This window comes from Hungatella sp. L36 (assembly GCF_014288035.1).
The window spans coordinates 1-15,237 of the sequence record NZ_JACOPC010000036.1; the positions used below are offsets into that span (position 1 = coordinate 1).

Annotated in this window: 17 protein-coding genes; all 17 read right to left on the minus strand. The window is 40.3% G+C overall.

Features of this window, described 5'->3' with window-relative positions; all coding sequences use genetic code 11:
* Positions 1 to 179 precede the first annotated feature (179 nt).
* Positions 180 to 1,220 carry a hypothetical protein gene (locus H8S80_RS33390; RefSeq protein ID WP_117633533.1) on the minus strand — a complete coding sequence of 347 codons (1,041 nt, stop codon included), beginning with the start codon at positions 1,218 to 1,220 and terminating at the stop codon, positions 180 to 182.
* A gap of 14 nt (positions 1,221 to 1,234) precedes the next feature.
* Positions 1,235 to 1,477 (minus strand): hypothetical protein, encoded by a 243-nt coding sequence (locus H8S80_RS33395; RefSeq protein ID WP_055649199.1) that lies wholly within the window; start codon positions 1,475 to 1,477, stop codon positions 1,235 to 1,237.
* A gap of 274 nt (positions 1,478 to 1,751) precedes the next feature.
* A complete protein-coding gene (locus H8S80_RS33400) occupies positions 1,752 to 2,147 on the minus strand; it encodes a hypothetical protein (RefSeq protein ID WP_118033331.1) in 396 nt (131 codons plus the stop codon).
* A gap of 41 nt (positions 2,148 to 2,188) precedes the next feature.
* Positions 2,189 to 2,401: a hypothetical protein gene (locus tag H8S80_RS33405; RefSeq protein WP_147335917.1), complete on the minus strand. Its 213-nt coding sequence runs from the start codon at positions 2,399 to 2,401 to the stop codon at positions 2,189 to 2,191.
* Between the two features lie 1,074 nt (positions 2,402 to 3,475).
* Positions 3,476 to 7,528, minus strand: coding sequence for a hypothetical protein (locus H8S80_RS33410; RefSeq protein WP_118033330.1), 4,053 nt, complete (start codon positions 7,526 to 7,528; stop codon positions 3,476 to 3,478).
* Positions 7,529 to 7,541: 13 nt separating this feature from the next.
* Entirely contained in the window at positions 7,542 to 7,763 is a 222-nt protein-coding gene (locus tag H8S80_RS33415) for a hypothetical protein (protein ID WP_055649195.1), read from the minus strand.
* A 23-nt stretch (positions 7,764 to 7,786) separates the two neighbouring features.
* Positions 7,787 to 10,054 carry a DUF6273 domain-containing protein gene (locus H8S80_RS33420; protein ID WP_148709852.1) on the minus strand — a complete coding sequence of 756 codons (2,268 nt, stop codon included), beginning with the start codon at positions 10,052 to 10,054 and terminating at the stop codon, positions 7,787 to 7,789.
* Positions 10,051 to 10,383 (minus strand): helix-turn-helix domain-containing protein, encoded by a 333-nt coding sequence (locus H8S80_RS33425; protein ID WP_118033328.1) that lies wholly within the window; start codon positions 10,381 to 10,383, stop codon positions 10,051 to 10,053. Before H8S80_RS33425 ends, H8S80_RS33420 begins: the two co-directional genes overlap by 4 nt.
* A gap of 2 nt (positions 10,384 to 10,385) precedes the next feature.
* A complete protein-coding gene (locus H8S80_RS33430; protein WP_118033327.1) occupies positions 10,386 to 10,850 on the minus strand; it encodes a metal-dependent hydrolase in 465 nt (154 codons plus the stop codon).
* A gap of 1 nt (position 10,851) precedes the next feature.
* Positions 10,852 to 11,739 (minus strand): DUF4417 domain-containing protein, encoded by an 888-nt coding sequence (locus H8S80_RS33435; protein ID WP_118033326.1) that lies wholly within the window; start codon positions 11,737 to 11,739, stop codon positions 10,852 to 10,854.
* Positions 11,714 to 11,851, minus strand: a complete 138-nt coding sequence (locus H8S80_RS33440; protein ID WP_155521561.1) for a hypothetical protein — start codon at positions 11,849 to 11,851, stop codon at positions 11,714 to 11,716. The genes H8S80_RS33435 and H8S80_RS33440 overlap by 26 nt, the downstream gene beginning before the upstream one ends.
* Positions 11,852 to 11,856: 5 nt before the next feature.
* A complete protein-coding gene (locus tag H8S80_RS33445) occupies positions 11,857 to 12,432 on the minus strand; it encodes a hypothetical protein (RefSeq protein WP_055649190.1) in 576 nt (191 codons plus the stop codon).
* Positions 12,433 to 12,501: 69 nt separating this feature from the next.
* A complete protein-coding gene (locus H8S80_RS33450; RefSeq protein ID WP_117633528.1) occupies positions 12,502 to 13,266 on the minus strand; it encodes a hypothetical protein in 765 nt (254 codons plus the stop codon).
* Between the two features lie 106 nt (positions 13,267 to 13,372).
* Positions 13,373 to 13,573, minus strand: a complete 201-nt coding sequence (locus H8S80_RS33455) for a hypothetical protein (RefSeq protein ID WP_118033324.1) — start codon at positions 13,571 to 13,573, stop codon at positions 13,373 to 13,375.
* 291 nt (positions 13,574 to 13,864) lie between these two features.
* Positions 13,865 to 14,074: a hypothetical protein gene (locus H8S80_RS33460; RefSeq protein ID WP_118033323.1), complete on the minus strand. Its 210-nt coding sequence runs from the start codon at positions 14,072 to 14,074 to the stop codon at positions 13,865 to 13,867.
* Between the two features lie 199 nt (positions 14,075 to 14,273).
* Positions 14,274 to 14,585 carry a TcpK family conjugal transfer DNA-binding protein gene (locus tag H8S80_RS33465; RefSeq protein ID WP_118033322.1) on the minus strand — a complete coding sequence of 104 codons (312 nt, stop codon included), beginning with the start codon at positions 14,583 to 14,585 and terminating at the stop codon, positions 14,274 to 14,276.
* The gene (locus tag H8S80_RS33470; protein WP_118033321.1) at positions 14,575 to 15,090 is read right to left on the minus strand and encodes a hypothetical protein; all 516 of its coding nucleotides are present in this window, start codon (positions 15,088 to 15,090) and stop codon (positions 14,575 to 14,577) included. Before H8S80_RS33470 ends, H8S80_RS33465 begins: the two co-directional genes overlap by 11 nt.
* Positions 15,091 to 15,237 lie beyond the last annotated feature (147 nt).

A 15,237-nucleotide genomic window follows, 5' to 3' on the forward strand; every position in this document is an offset into this window, starting at 1 on the left:
ACAAAAAACTACATAATCAACGTCGTGGCGAATCACTACATTCGCTCTTTTGTTATGTGATTTTTTATTTCAAGTCCATTATACACTATCTTGGCCGATTTGCGAAGTTTCCTAGAAAGTAAAAAAAGCTATCGGTATATGATTACCGATAGCTTGAGGGTATTATATTTGAAATTATATTAATCCTTGAATGAATAAATTTGGCCACAACAATCACCAAAACCATAGCCACTATTATATGTTCCATCATCTTTCATATAACGATTATGGTAGAAAATTGGATATTCTTCATACGTTATAGGATCGTCCCAATAAAACTCGCTTTTATCTTTTAAAGTTGTATGCCAGTGAATGTCACCATAGTAACAATAATTTGTATGCTTTACTACCGCATCGTTTACGACAGCTTCGCCACGTTCATTAAAGTAAATACCATTTCTCGTTGTATTTACTAACATGTAACCGTCTTCAAATCCATAAACTCTTAGTTCATATATTACATTACCTTGATGTGCTTCATATGGCCGTGATTTGCTTACTTTAATTACTTTATAAAAATTCCCCGGCTGATCTCTACTATCTCCAAAAGAATTATAATAGTAATATATATTAGATTGCCCGTTTTCTGAAACAGGTTTATTCCAATCTACACGCCAGTTATCGCCAGCCCCTCGGCTATCATCCCCATTAATATATAAATTCATCAGTTCGCAATATTTATCCGGATCATTGATCGCGGTTACATCGGTATAATCAATCGGGGTGTAATATGCATCATCCAGAGCGGCCCCGCTGCTTGTAATATCATATCGGCCTGTCACTGTCCGATTATCCTTATGCGGATTATTTCCGTTCCCATTTGAGCTGCCAGCTCCTCCGGAGCCTCCGGATCCAGTCGTTCCAGATCCCATATTCTGACCAGTGACGCTCTTTGTTTGGATCACACCATCTAAGATCCATCTTCCCTCGCCGTCTACCTGATACCCATCCGGGGTTGTTGTCCCGGCCAGCATATATCCATTTTCATCAAAATAATAACATTCTGCGGTGCCATCACCGTTTCCATCAAGCCATTGCCAGGTCGCCGCCGGCCAGCTGGCATCATCATACTGCCACCACCAGCCATTTTGGTTTTGCTGCCAACCTGCAGCATAACAATTCATGCTTGCTCCCGCGACCATCACTGCTGTAATCGCAATTAAAGACATATATTTTTTCATCTTTCTACCCCTTTCTAAATAAATATTGCTCCCGCAATCCCCATAATTATTAACCATGTTCCGAAAAATAATAAAAAGCCGCTTATCGTTTTCACAAAATACTCTTTAATTCTCTTTTTCCACATATCGAAGTAAGAATCAAATTCCTCCAATCCAGCAACATTTCTTCGATAAAAATGTCGCTTATCTAACCAAAACCACAAATATATTCCAAATGCCAAGAAAAGCCCTCCAGTTATAATACAACATACTGCCATGCAAAAACCTCCAGTTTGTTTCTCAATCCCCACCTATTACTTAAAACAAGTATAGCATAGAGACTTTGTCTGCGCTTTCCTTTTTATTCTACAAATATTGACAGTTTTCGACAAATTAATAAAAGACTACCAGGTGGAATCCGATAGTCTTTTGTAGTAATTTCTGAATTTTTGATTTTGGATTCTCTCATAACCGGTGAAACTGGTGGATTACTAATCCCTCGCCGGTGATGCGCCAAAGGTCTCCTGGTTCTCACCTCTGCTCTATCGGTGTTTATAAATCTCTGGCCATAGATATTTCATGGTACAATTTGACTTCCTCTCTGGCCATGAACTCCTCTGTTGGATAGATACGAAACGTTCCAAATTCGCGCTCCATAACATTCATTAGATCAACTAACTGCAATGTGCGCTGAGGATCTTTCTCCTCCAGAATCTGGTTAAAATATGTTCTACAACATTCAATCTTTTCAGCTTTTGTTGTACACATTAAAATTTCAGCTTTTACAGTCATGACTCTAGGTATTGTATTTATTGATTTGCAGAATTCTTCATAGTTATCTGCAGGAACAAACTGTTCACACGTTGGCTTTCCCTGTATCATCTGTGAAACCATGTATCCCTCCGTGCCTTGAAAATTTTTCTTCCTCGATATAAATTCATTTTTCATAGTATTTCCGCTCCATCTGATCATCCCTTTACCCTAAAATCCTAAGTTTCCATTCGTTTAAGAATTTCTTTTTTTATCTTTGACCATTCATTACTTAAATCTTTTTGTTTTACAAAATCTGGTCCTTCTTTTAAATTTTCTTCTTGTAATCTCATTGATAGAGCAACATATTTTTCTAATAATTTTTTATTATCCTGTTCTTCTTCTAAAACTTCTTTAGCACTTTTGTGTTCCTTAAATAAAATATCGATCATTTGATTATACCGTTTTAAAGAAGTAATCACTAAATCATCTGAACCTCTGCTATGATGTATTGCATCATCCCCCTTATTTACTTTTTCACGAATTTCTTTTAGCTTGACCTGAAGATCACGATTACTTACAACAAATATAGTTATCCCTTCTTTCTTAAAACGTATTTTCTTACGTTTATTATATTCTTTCTAAGGGAATTATGCAAGACTCCCTGCTTAAAATTATCAGCAAATTTCTTACTCGTTCCGAAAAATGAAAATAAAAGCTACCTGTAACTTCACCGGTAGCTTAATTTGACTTTTTATTTAAATTATGATATCCTAAAGGTACAAAAGGTAGTCAACTCCACAGAGTGGCTTTCCGTCTAATAATTATTTAAAAATAACCATCAGCTTGGTAGGCGGGGTGGTTATTTTTTTGTACCTTTTCCATTTGCGTATACGAGTATAGCTACAACTAGCATTGCCACATTGACAATTAATGTCAGTTCCTCATATGTACTCATGGATACCACCTCCTCTCCTCAATTACTCCGAGAAAAGAAGACGGAAAACCACCCAGCAGATTAACTACCCAGCAAAAGTATATCATACTCTTTTGGGATTGACAATCTGACCCTTTAATATGATGCTACCTGTAATATCACCGGCAACATACTAATTTGACTTTTTTTTTAATATGTGATAATCTAAAGGTACAAAAGGTAGCCAACTCCACAGAGTGGCTTTCCAATTCCTAAGGAAAAATAACCATCGGCTTGGTAGGCGGGGTGGTTATTTTTTTGTACCTTTGCTGTTTGTATATACTAAAATTGCAATAATCAACATTGCAACATTAACAATTAATGTTAATTCTTCATATGTACTCACACGCACCACCTCCTTTCATCCTTATGTAAAATTCAGATGTAAGGCAAAGGAAGTGGAAAACCACCCGCAGATTGGCTACCCAATTTTAGTATAACATACTTTTATTTGTTTGTAATTAATTTCTTGCTGGCTGGGTTCCTCCCAGCCAGCACTATTTACTATCGGTCAATATTAAGTTTTCAATGTACACGGTACCCGATTCTTTTATTTTGTTGTTACAATCTCTTCTTCAACCCACTGGCCTTTCTCGTTCAGCTGGTATCCCCCGATTATGGTATTTGTTAGAAGTTTCCCTCTTGTTCCATCTGACTCCGGATTAAAATAATACCAGGCCCCATCAATATACTGCCAGCCTGTAAGCATCTGTCCCTGAGTCCCATCGGATATCGGATTCAAATAATAGATATTTCCATCATTGTCCGTGTACCAACCAACTACCATAAATCCATCCGGGTCAAACCGGAACCAGGATGCCGCCGGCTGTCCTGCAGACGCATACGGATTATTAATATAAGCCCATTCATCAGCGTACGTTCGACCTGCAGCAAAGAGCCACTTACCATTAGCAGCCTGAGTCCAACTGCCAGTTACAGAGCCGGCCGGTGCTCCCGTACTCTGGGTTTTACCTGTTGGGGTTACACCAGTGGATCCGCCGCCTCCACCGCCACCGGTGGATCCGCCGCCTGATCCCCCAGAAGAATATGTATTGTCAATTACCACAAATTCCAGATCGATTATTACACTATCACTCATCTTTCCATTTGTTGTTGATGCCGTCACCTCTACAGTTTTTGTGCCACTGTAGGGGTACTCCTGTAATATTTCTTTTATCCACTGAGCTTTTAACTCATTATTTTCATCTAATAACACCGGCGTTATGGTGCCATCCGCTGCTACCGTTATTACTTCCGGATCCTTCGAGATCCATACTACATAATTAAGATCCGAGCTTTCCGGATATATGGCCGCCTTTAATTTTTTTGATTCCTGGCCTGTGTAAGTAAGGATCGGTGCCGATCTGCGTCCACTTTTCGTAAGGACAATCCGATAACTTTCCTTTTCTCGATCTGCTTCAATACAATTTACTTGGAACTGTAAATTAACCTTACATGAAGCAATCTTTTTACCGTCGGCTGTCGTAGCTGTCACAAAGATCTCTTTCGCCGCCTGATATGGAGCTTGCGCCATAGCTTCCTGCATCCATGGAGCCTCATCGATTACCGTAAGATTTCCGGCAGCATCAACAGATAGTACCGATGGATCCGATGAACTCCATTTTACAGTCCGATCATATGGCCGATGGCTCTCTGTATCTTCTATATCTGGCAATACTACAGCTGATAACTTTTTCGGTTCAAACCCATTCTTTTTGATCGTCTCCGATCGGATATCTCCAGCCTTATCATATGACAGCTCATACGTTAGCGTAGCTTGATCTAATTCGACAGCTTCCGGTTTTATAACAGTCTGATCCTCTGTTACGTACCGTACAGTCACTTGGCAATCGGCCGTTGCACGATTTCCCAGCTTGTCCTTACCTTCCACGCTTATAATTGCTTGCCTCTCTCCATGTCCAGATACACTCGCATACCTGTCATTTGATATAACACCATTATCTGTCGCAATAATATCTTTAATCCATTTGGCATCCTTGTAGGCGGATACAGATGCCTCCCTATATGCCACATTATCTTGGTTTACTCCAATTACGGCTGGATCGCTGCTCTTCCAGGTCACTTCCTCTTTTGAGAAGTAATCCGGGAGAAACGTTGCAGTTAAAGACTGAGGAGCTGTTACAGTAATAGACTCCTGCGGGGATAACCGATCTCCAGTTAATCTACGAGTCACGGTATATTCCAAAGTCATTTTATCTAATACTGCACCTTCTGCCGCCACAAGCGTATTATCAATTATCTGGAACGTTACATTAATGCGGCAATTTGCTGTACAGGGTTTCCCTTCAAAGGATGTTGATGGCCGCGTAGCTGCCGTCAGGATCGCAACGCCTCCGTTTTGATGGCCCGCGCCGTAAATCGTATTCGGTATCTTATATTGATAGTTTTCTTCTGCCTGTTTACCCTCCAGATCTGTAATAATATCCTCAAAGAATCTGGAATTAAGATTTAATGTAACGCTGGCAGATTTTGCAGTATATCCATCTGATCCTTCATCATCATTTTGAGCAAGGGTAATCAGATCCGCGTCGTCAATACTCCATTTTACGCGATTATCATATACATCGTTGTTTGCATCGATCACCGCCTGGATCATTACCGGCTGTACTTCCATCCCTTGATCTAAGCTGCCGTTGATGTAGCGGGCTATCAACTTCCCCTCCTTGTTTTTAACTTCCGTTATTTTAGTAGGATATTTTCGGTTCCCAGTTCTTGTCTGCGCTACCGAAAAATTGTATGTATCTGGCTGAACCTGAATAGATACAGCAACCTTTTTGTATGTAGCATCGATCACAATATCTTCTTCCGGCATCTTAAAGGTATAACTATGGCTGGCATCAGAGTATGAGGTATCTTTTTTCACCCCATCTGCATTTGTATAATATGGGGTTCCCTCCATCTGGAATTTCTCTGTATCAGTATTATTTGGTGCTGTACTCACATTGACAACCGCCCCGGCAGCTACTGCCCCCCTATGTTCTTTATCGAGGGTTTTCGCATATTGGGATGCCCCTTTTGCCGTCAATGTCGCAATATCATAAAAATTCTGTCCATTGGCAATTGTATCAATCTGGTTCACGATAACCAGATAGCCACGCACCGGACGGCCGACTGAATTTGGCGCAAAATGGTCAACCCTATACTGACCTTCCCCCTCCTCGTCCATACTAGAAAGGATCCCCTCTTCTAATATCTCGTAAAAATACTGATCTGTTATATTTTTACTCGTACCGCCCTGCATTAAAGTAAAGTAAAGATCGCTATTATGCCAATATCCGATATGAGCATCGTAAGTATAATCATTATCATCCGGGATCTCTGATCCGCACACATTTGCGCTGATTTTGCTTTCAGAATCAGCAAATAGGTACGCTACATCATCGATATAATCAAAGTTAGTGGCTGCACCTTGCCTTGTGCCGATAAAAGTACCTTCTCTCGCCATCGACCCTAACTGTGAATTACCAATCGTGCCTTCAAAACGTGCCACTTTAAGCTTTCCGGATACGTATTTTCCTGTAATCCCTCCGATTGCCGTTGAGTGATACCCTCCGATTGTTCCCTTTACATACACGTTATAAATATCTGCTGAGTTTTGATATCCGATAATTCCGCCGGTAAAGCCGGTACCTTGTATTCTAGCCGTATTCCCGCTTCCTGTCGTAACCTCACAATCTACAACGGCAGAATCTGAGGCAATCCCTACAATCCCTCCTATATATATAATTTCTGCTCCATTGGAGGCATCAATTATTACATTGTCACAGATCGCATTTTCTATTACCGTATTGCTTACCTCGCCAGCAATACCGCCAGTAATTCCGGTAGTATTCAATGCAGCATTTTTCACTTTTACATTTATGATCTTAGAATCAACTGCATATCCTACTATAGATCCCACTCTGTCGTTCCCTTTGATTTCTGTTGCATCAGGAATAACAATCAGATCATGAATAAGCGAATTGCTAATAGCCCCAAATAAGCCAACGTGATTATAATTAACAAATTTATTTAGCTTTAAATTTCGAATTGTGTAGCCGTTGCCGTCGAAATCACCTTGAAATGCATTTACGATCGGCCCAGCCGACTCCGAAGAGTCGCCATAGAAACCTATCGGTATCCAATCAACTCCCTGCATGTCTATATTTCCGCCCAGGGCAAAGAAGCAACCAGAATAATCACCCGGATAATCGGCTCCGCCTGCATCGGGAATCATCATCCCCATTGCTGCAAGCTCTGAGAGTCCCATGAGCTGTTCCCGATTCTTTATCAAAAATGGTTTCTTCTCAGAACCGTCTCCCTGGGTTCCATTCAAAAATTCAAAGCTCGTTTTTCCGCTCCAGTCGTCCCAAATATCCCCCAAAGAATTTACAGCTCGTAAAGCATTAGAGAGTGTAGCCTTGTTCGCTGTATCCGCATTTGATTTTGTAGCAACCGGCGTATTTTCATTTTTTTCGGCATTTGAATTTGTGGCAATATTTCTTTGTACATTCTTAGCCATAACTGGCAGAGGTGGCATTACAGAAAATATCAGAACACCACACAGGCCGAAGGCCAATACCTTTTTCCATACTTTTTTCATATTTTTTTCCTTCCTATAGTGCCGTAATTAGTTTGAAAATATGTTCCCTTTTTCCTTCCATGAGAGATCTTCCTGCTGCATATGCCTTTTCGATCTGAGTAGTAGCATACACATCCAACGGTTCATATGTGCCTTCCTCATGAAGCGCATCCATTACTTCCAGCTTCACCTCATTAATATTTTTGCAATTATCCTCTTTTTTTTGTATTAACAAGGTAATGATATAGTTGTCCATTTACTTCCTCCTCTGGATTACCTTTACTGCTGCCTAATGGCTATTACCGGCCTAATGCCGATATTATCAGTGCTGCTCACCGATACAGGATGAATACTCCCGGAAAAGTCAACAACATAGATACCAGGCCCATACTCAAAGCCATTTTCGCCCTTATATTGAGGAGTACGGAGATAATAGCCACGGGAATACGCTGAGTACTGTGTTTCCTGATTATTTTCCTCACTTCCTCCAAATCTCCATAGATACTCCCGGTATTGTATAGCCTCTTCCACAGACAAAATAAATATTTCATCTTCCAACAATTGAAACGGCTTTTCTAAAGCAATCAATTCATTTTCATTAAATTGCTCATAGCTTCCATCTCCCGTAGCTCCCTGGTAAGCAACATTTGTTCCGATCAGAGTAGCTTCTACACCAAAGAGATCATCCGCATTGTCATTCAGCCAGGTTCTAATGTATGAGTATTTATAGTTATTGTTACTGCCAAAAGTAAGTTTCTTCACCATTGCTGCAGAGCTATCTATATCAGAGCTAATCGTGCTATCACAGAGAAATAATGCTTTTTTTCCATAATCTTCATCAATGCACCTGAACAAATATATCTTGCCTTTAATCCTTCGGGCCTGTACATCCCCTATATTGTAATGTACTGGCTCTGGGTCATTTCCCTCGATCTGCTTAAAACACACCTCGCATATACCATCATGGTTTAGGTCTGTATGGCCAGACGATGGCAATATTATCGATTCTGTACTTCCACATTTTCTACACTGCACACTGCCATAGCCCGGAGCGGTGCAGCTGCAGGGAACATAATCAGTTAATTCATAGTCATGTACACACGTTTTTTTATCATATGATCTCGTAAATCCAATACGTAGCATAGTATATTTTTGGCCCCCTATATCCAAACTCCCCATTTCTAATGACGATATATTTATAACGTCCGGAAAGGTCTGCCCGATAATAAGTGTGTTAGGAATATGGTTCAGTCCAATAATATAGATTTCATGCGGATCGGCATCCTGTACCATTGACACCATATTTTTAATTCGTTCATTACTGGCATATAGATCACCAGAAATCAATGATTGGTACTGTTCTTCTGGTATTCTATATCCAGTTATTTTCTCATCCGCCAACGCTGCAATACGCTGCCAGTCTTTTAATTTTTCCGCCGCCTCATGTTCCGGATCCTCTTCTTCCTCTTTGTCACCTCGCTCGTACTCTATGTAATATTTCTGTCGGCCTGTCCCCGACACAGTAATTGCATAAGGGCTACTGACAAGTGCATAGTAATAATAACCGTCAGTACCTAATATAGTTTCCGGAAAATCAATGATAATTTCTCTTCCCTCTTCTGTTTTTCCAGTCTGAGCCTTAAAGATTTGATTATCCGGATTGTCCTGCTCTATAAAATAGATACTCCAATCGATTTTGACTGCCTCCGATGGCGAGGCCGGTGTGATTGGATCATAATAAATATTAACTGTTAGTCCATCGGTCGAAACAGAAAAACTTTCCTTCTGCCCGCCATGAATTGTATAGCCCTCAATATTAATCTGATCAATTTCGATCCGTTCATTTTCTTCTGCCTGTCCTGTAACCATATATAACATAGTGCGGTCAATAATATCCATATATCGAATTGTGTAAGTATACAATTTCTTGGCTTCGGATGGCGTTGCCGGCTCTGGCTCTGGTTTTACATCCGGTTCTGGTTTTATATCCGGTCTTGGTTCTGGCTCTGGTTCTGGATTATCCGGATGACTATTCGTACCGCCCCCTCCCCCCGATCCTCCACTACTAAAACGGCTCTGTGCGTGGCTCTGTTTAAATGTCAAAATTCCTTTTCCTTCTAAGAACTGTACAATTCCCTGTGCATCCGTCCAACGGCCAGATCCATCTACTATATATCCATCTGGCGTTACCTCACCGCTCCACATTTCCCCTTCAACATGGGAAGCATCCTTCATTTCTGTAAAGTAATAGCAATATCCATCAATCCATTGCCACCCCGTAAGCATCTTACCTTTCGTACCATTGGATATAGGATTGAAAAAGTACCATTTGTCCGCAACTTTTTGCCAACCAGTTACCATATCCCCATAAGGGCCAAAGAAATACCACTCATTTTCTATTAACCCCCAGCCTTTTACTGTCTCCTCCCCCTCTTGGTACTGCCAGGCACTGTTATTCTCAATCCAGGCTCCATAACTTGTACTCTGCGATAAGCATGATACAATCAATGCTGCTGCAAGCACTGTCCGGAGATATCTTTTTTTCATCCTGTCTTAACCTCCTGTTTTAAATAGAAATCCATCAAAGAAAGAGCCCTATTCTGTATCCTGATATCATAATTTTTCAGCGATCGGCAAATTTGCTCGTATATATCTGTCTCTTCCGCAGCTCCATACAAAATATAATCGACTGAAAGATGAAGTGTATTTGATAACGCAACCAGCGTATCCACCGACATCCCGCAAGTTCCACGCTCAATATCGCCATAATAGCTCGGCACTCTTCCTATTTTCTCCGCGACTTCCTCTCGGGACATCCTCATTTTTTTTCGCTGCTGATATATTCTTTTGGAAACCCTTTTCCAATCTATACACATTTCTACCACCTCCCCGTTACTATTTTAAAAATTATTATCATAAGCACACCAGTCATAAGCCAATCTGTAATACCTCCAGTACGAAATGGAGATAAGCTGATTCTACGCCGACTAAATGGGTAGAGAAGCGCAAGCCCGCCGGCTGTAAATAGATCCTGCAATAAATGCCCCCCATATCCAGCCACAAAGCTGATCCCCTGTAAATTGGAATTAAGTAAGTAATATAGAATAGCTAATAAAAATGGTGAATGTATTAAATAACGATGGCCACAAAGGAAATGAATAATAAAGGATATTACAGGATATCTTCTTCCTATCTTGCTACGTGGCTCATCAATATCTGGAAGTAAAATTGCCGTTGTTGTAATACCAAAGATTACCGCCGACTCAACCACTTTTGGCCGGGCCACATATACCACCATGGCCCCAATAAAAACGCCCATTGCCATATGCGCCGATCCGCTCATCTTACCGCCTCGCCCCAGCAGTAATTCCCTCTGTCACCGTCGCCCATTCGTTTGCCAGTGACTCATCCGCTTTCTCAATACGATAGATCCCTTTATACAGAGATCCCAGCTCGGCATAATTTGAAACATTATTTTTGTGCATCCCTGTTAGATCTGAAATTTCCGAGGACGTGAAAATCCCCTGTAACTCTCCTTCCCTATAGAGATTCCATATTTTTTTCGCTTTTTTCATAAGATTTAACTCCTTTAAATCTATCTGCGGGGTTATACTGAATTTTTTAAATTTTTCCTGGAATGATCCAATTGGAATAATATTTCCCTTACACTGTTCTGGAACATCTCCATAAAATATAATTGCTTCTGGCTCTAATCTGCGCATCATCTCCATATAGCCTTGAAGAAATACAGACCGGCCTTCCTGGCTACTCTGGGTTCCAACCGACGAAACTGCCACAGTGCTATAATGTGGCTCACCATCAAAACACCATTCAAATGACTCCTCATTTCCCCATGAAATAGAAGGGATCACTTCAACGCCATTTTCCTGCCAGTATGCAGCTAACCAATGTTTTCGGTAATGGTTATATAGCTGTATTACGAGAGGAAAATCCACATAAATACTAAAGTCCGGTGACATTACATATGCAAATTTTTGAATCATGTGTAAATAAGTTCTGGGCCTGGCCCACACACGATTAAATTGATAGTCGTCTAAAAAAAAATGAATTCCTTTATTTTCTGGATGGTCTATCGTTTTTGCATAATTAAATGGTATAAAATCAATCTTTCTTTTCAAGTGTGTAGGTTCAATTACCGGTATCCCATATTTTCCTGGGACATTAAAAAGGCGTTTCTCCAGATTCTCATAGTTTCTCTGACTTCTGTACATTTTCTGATTCCTCTTCTTTTTTCTCTGGTTTGGAAACTTCCTCTCTTTTCAGCTCTGCCTTATATGGTTCTAACGAAGAATCATCCAGCTTCCAGCTATTTTCTTTTGGCATCTTACTCACCTCCCTTGAAATCTGTATATGTAGCCGTACTTATGGGAATTCTCTTCTAACCATGTATTCCGAAACTCTGCCATCCCACTATTTAATGCATCACACCCCTTCTGAAATTCAACCTCATCAATCCTAAAGTTTCTATAATCTTTCAGCAACTTCTCATATACACCATCACAATGCTTTGTACGCAAATAAATTGAATAGCTATAATCTTCTGAAAAAGCCAGACTCCCCTTCTCATAAGACTTTGAATCTTTATTTGCCCGCAGGGAAAATGTTCCTTTTGAAGTCGTCGCTCTGATTTCTTGCATTTTACTATAAGTCAATAAAGATACGTCTTCACAACTAAAGGTGGATCCTCCGGGATGATTATGTGTTAATATATTGTCCTCAAACTGTTTCACTTGCTCTTCGCTAAAAGTTACATAATTTTTCGTATTATCCGATTTTGAAAAAATCACATTTCCATCTGTATCAAATAGGTAGGCTGATTCCACCTCATCATGACATATTTTTCTTTCCACTGTACTAATTCCAGATCCATTACTTAGACCAGAACTAGATCCTCTTCCTCCCACCTCGGCAAATTACTCCTTTTTTTATATAAACCAATTTTTATATAAAAATATTTTTTATATTTTTGTATTTTAATCAGCCTTCTTAAATTCGTAATGGTATCCGTATTTTTTTTGATTGGCTGTCAGCCACTTCCCCACGGCATCATCGTAATTAAGACCTTGCATCTTAGCTCTATTAACAGCCTTTACGAACTCATTTGCACGAAACTTATGAGTTTTTACGAAAATATGATCACCGCTGACACAGCTTGCTACAATTCCTTTTTCTGCCGAAAGCGAAGTGGATAACATATCTGACTTTGAAAATGTTCCACCACTGGGATGATTATGAAAAATCATCTCACCTCTTCCGCCCATAATAGCAACGGAATGAGCATCTCCATGAACATAATTATGTACGTAACCATTTTCATCAACCGAAAATGCATGTTCCCTCTCAGGATCAAGGTGCATTTTACGGAAAATATTCAATGCTGCAGCTACACTTTTTTCCTTAATTTGTGTATTAGCGCGACTGTTTAGATCCCTTTTATCATTTCTACCATTCGTTATTGACGCGGCGTCTTGAAATTTGAAAGTAGATTGCCCTAACTCCCCACTTGCTCCACGGCCACCATCTAATGTAAGTTTCAAGTCTTCCATAGACATTTCATCAATAAATTTCCGAATAGTTTTTCCTTCAATCTCATAATCTAAGGCCGCGTCCAAATTTTTAAAGCGTATGCTCTCTTCCGTATCCAGGTTGTACAACTCCCCATTACGGAACAAAATACAATTTTTAAATTTAACTCCATACCTTCGTCGAAACTCGTACCGAAATGTACTCAGCGTCATTTTTTCTCCCGTGTAGGTCTTTAAACCTTGCGTAATATTTAGCAGTGTGCTACCATTAAGTGGATGGAAGGCTCCCAACCTCCATCGACATTTTCCCCATCTGGATCTAATCCAGGTGGGTTTTATATGCCTCTTCTATGCAACACATTATTTGATCTGCCTCATCAGATAACATTCTCCCCTCTTTAATCGCCAGGTCTAAAGCCTCTTTCGAACAGCAAATACTACAGATATTTAATTGATCCATGCGTGATATACCAAAAGGATCTCTTCTCTCTTTCCCGCATCTCGGACATATTTTTTTCATCCTATTCCCTCCATTGTTTTATTGTTTTCTATAAAATCGGTTTTATCTGAACATATTTCTATAGAAAACAAGTTTTATGTTTTTATGTTTTTATATTTTTATATTTTTATGTTTTTATATTTTTATATAAAAAGGCAGCATACAAACATAATAGAGTAATGGGTATATACGGCAAGTAAAGGATACAGGTAAGATAAATGAAATAAACTATTCCTTCAAATTATCCGGATCTCTCCATGATTTCTTTCGTGTTAAAAGAAACTTCTTTCACAGCTATGACCTCCATCTCCTTCAATGTTTCTGCCAGCCTGTTTCACATGCAGCTACTCTTCTATCAGGTCCCCCGTCCCTTGACTTCCCCACACGCCTGACCGGTTCTGTACCTCCCCTGTCCTTCCCAGTCTTCTTCTGGCCAATCTGTTCCTTACTGCGTACTGCGCTTCCTGTCCCCACCAGTACTCCTACCAGCTTAATCCGCTCCGTACTATGTACTGCGCTCACTGGCCTCCCGGTATGCCTACCGGCCCGATCCGCTCCGTACTACGTACTGCGCTCCCCCACCTCTCACCGCTTTCCCCGCTCCCCCTACTGGCTAGATAACTACGTTATCTAGCCCATTATCGAGGTGGGTATATAATATAGAAGAAACGCGTAAATATCAGTTCTACACGGCGGGGCATTTTTGCATATTAATTTTGTGTTACTGCCCCGGTTCCTTGCTGAATAAAAATGCCAGGGTGTAGTATACGTCCATATCAATTTTCACCACCCTGGTACGCTTCCCGTTACGCGAAATTTTCTTCGTGTAACGATCCGGATCGGCGTCGATCCAATGCAGCCGCTTCCAGATTCGTAGCTTTTGTTCCACAGTATCGTATGAATTCCGATTCAGCATATTATCCAGTATTTTTCTGCTCACCAATATGTAGCCTTTGTCGATCGGCACTTTCTGAGAATGTGATAAGAAACCCACAATACCTAAGAATTCATCAATATATGTGTTACCTTTCATATTTTTCGACTCCTGGTAGATCTACAGCAGTTTTCCGAATCATATATACCCGCCTACTCTTACCATTAACTATCACGGAGAATATTTCTTTGTCATTGGACTTCATGATCCCTAGACATACCATATAGCGAATAAAGTTTCTGGCCGTAACCTTATCATCCGTATAGGCAGCTAAAATGTTCTCGAAGTCTCGCTTATCTACCCGGTAGTACTCTTTGGTGTTGGCCGTATTATTTTTATAGTCCAACCACAGGGCGGATTTTTGTAATTCAGCCAAAAAAGCCAATATGCGCGTTATGTAGATAAAGGTAAGCTCATCTTCCTCAGACGCTCCAGACTCTTTCTCTGCATTTGAAAATCTTTGTAATCGCTGGATGGTTTCCTGCAGCTGCGCTTTCTCCCTGACCAGCTGCTGATTTACGTCAATCAGTTTATTAGCTTTGGCTTTTAGCCGTGCTATTTCTAACTCCTCACTGCTCATGATCCTGGCGCCATTTGGCTCCATATCACCCCTCCAATCAAAAAAATTAATCAATGTAATATAAGATAAATTATATTACATTCGCGGCAGCCTACCGGATGTGTCGGAAACCCTCTTGTAATCTAAGGTTTTTTTTGCTAAAATTGATTGATTAACCATGAAATAAGAAAC

What these genes read in the sequence shown, in the direction of transcription:
- H8S80_RS33390 (WP_117633533.1), bottom strand. Translation starts at nt 1,220, where the DNA reads ATGAAAAAATATATGTCTTTAATTGCGATTACAGCAGTGATGGTCGCG.
- H8S80_RS33395 (WP_055649199.1), bottom strand. Translation starts at nt 1,477, where the DNA reads ATGGCAGTATGTTGTATTATAACTGGAGGGCTTTTCTTGGCATTTGGA.
- H8S80_RS33400 (WP_118033331.1), bottom strand. Translation starts at nt 2,147, where the DNA reads ATGAAAAATGAATTTATATCGAGGAAGAAAAATTTTCAAGGCACGGAG.
- H8S80_RS33405 (WP_147335917.1), bottom strand. Translation starts at nt 2,401, where the DNA reads ATGATCGATATTTTATTTAAGGAACACAAAAGTGCTAAAGAAGTTTTA.
- H8S80_RS33410 (WP_118033330.1), bottom strand. Translation starts at nt 7,528, where the DNA reads ATGAAAAAAGTATGGAAAAAGGTATTGGCCTTCGGCCTGTGTGGTGTT.
- H8S80_RS33415 (WP_055649195.1), bottom strand. Translation starts at nt 7,763, where the DNA reads ATGGACAACTATATCATTACCTTGTTAATACAAAAAAAAGAGGATAAT.
- H8S80_RS33420 (WP_148709852.1), bottom strand. Translation starts at nt 10,054, where the DNA reads ATGAAAAAAAGATATCTCCGGACAGTGCTTGCAGCAGCATTGATTGTA.
- H8S80_RS33425 (WP_118033328.1), bottom strand. Translation starts at nt 10,383, where the DNA reads ATGTGTATAGATTGGAAAAGGGTTTCCAAAAGAATATATCAGCAGCGA.
- H8S80_RS33430 (WP_118033327.1), bottom strand. Translation starts at nt 10,850, where the DNA reads ATGAGCGGATCGGCGCATATGGCAATGGGCGTTTTTATTGGGGCCATG.
- H8S80_RS33435 (WP_118033326.1), bottom strand. Translation starts at nt 11,739, where the DNA reads ATGTACAGAAGTCAGAGAAACTATGAGAATCTGGAGAAACGCCTTTTT.
- H8S80_RS33440 (WP_155521561.1), bottom strand. Translation starts at nt 11,851, where the DNA reads ATGCCAAAAGAAAATAGCTGGAAGCTGGATGATTCTTCGTTAGAACCA.
- H8S80_RS33450 (WP_117633528.1), bottom strand. Translation starts at nt 13,266, where the DNA reads ATGACGCTGAGTACATTTCGGTACGAGTTTCGACGAAGGTATGGAGTT.
- H8S80_RS33455 (WP_118033324.1), bottom strand. Translation starts at nt 13,573, where the DNA reads ATGAAAAAAATATGTCCGAGATGCGGGAAAGAGAGAAGAGATCCTTTT.
- H8S80_RS33465 (WP_118033322.1), bottom strand. Translation starts at nt 14,585, where the DNA reads ATGAAAGGTAACACATATATTGATGAATTCTTAGGTATTGTGGGTTTC.
- H8S80_RS33470 (WP_118033321.1), bottom strand. Translation starts at nt 15,090, where the DNA reads ATGGAGCCAAATGGCGCCAGGATCATGAGCAGTGAGGAGTTAGAAATA.